At 53.8% G+C, this 411-nt stretch carries 1 pseudogene; it reads left to right on the top strand.

The features are described 5' to 3' along the window. Positions 1 to 397 (top strand): annotated as a pseudogene (locus EZM41_RS03925) (hypothetical protein); the annotation flags it as partial. Positions 398 to 411 lie beyond the last annotated feature (14 nt).

The raw sequence follows: 411 nt of genomic DNA, 5'->3' as shown, positions 1-411 counted from the left end.
CTCCGTCAACGCCGACACGATAAAGACCGCGGCGCAGATCAGGCTCGACCTCGGATTTGAAGACCAGGTGCGCATAGAAAACCACAAAACCGAAACAGCCAAAAGCATCGTGCGCCAACCATACTGCCGCAGGGACGAATTGGTAGAAGTAGCCGTGACGGTGCCCAACATATCGGCCAAACATGAGGGAGGCGACTTCGAGGACGAATCTTCTCTGGATCACCCCTCCGATATACTCGATTACTTCCGCGCCAAGGAGGAGGTCATAGCCTCCGGTCATTGGGAAAGCCTCGAGAAGAATTATATGCTCAAGCACATAGCCTTAAACCGCACCGCTGAAAGCCTGACCAAGCACGGGATAGCTTTCGTAGCAGCCAGGGGATTACATGGGCGTTAGGAGGATGGGAAATT

The sequence above is a fragment of the Acetomicrobium sp. S15 = DSM 107314 genome, from assembly GCF_016125955.1.
GTDB lineage: Bacteria > Synergistota > Synergistia > Synergistales > Thermosynergistaceae > Thermosynergistes > Thermosynergistes pyruvativorans.
The sequence above is the reverse complement of the archived record's forward strand: the minus strand, read 5'-3'. Positions and strand labels throughout refer to the sequence as shown.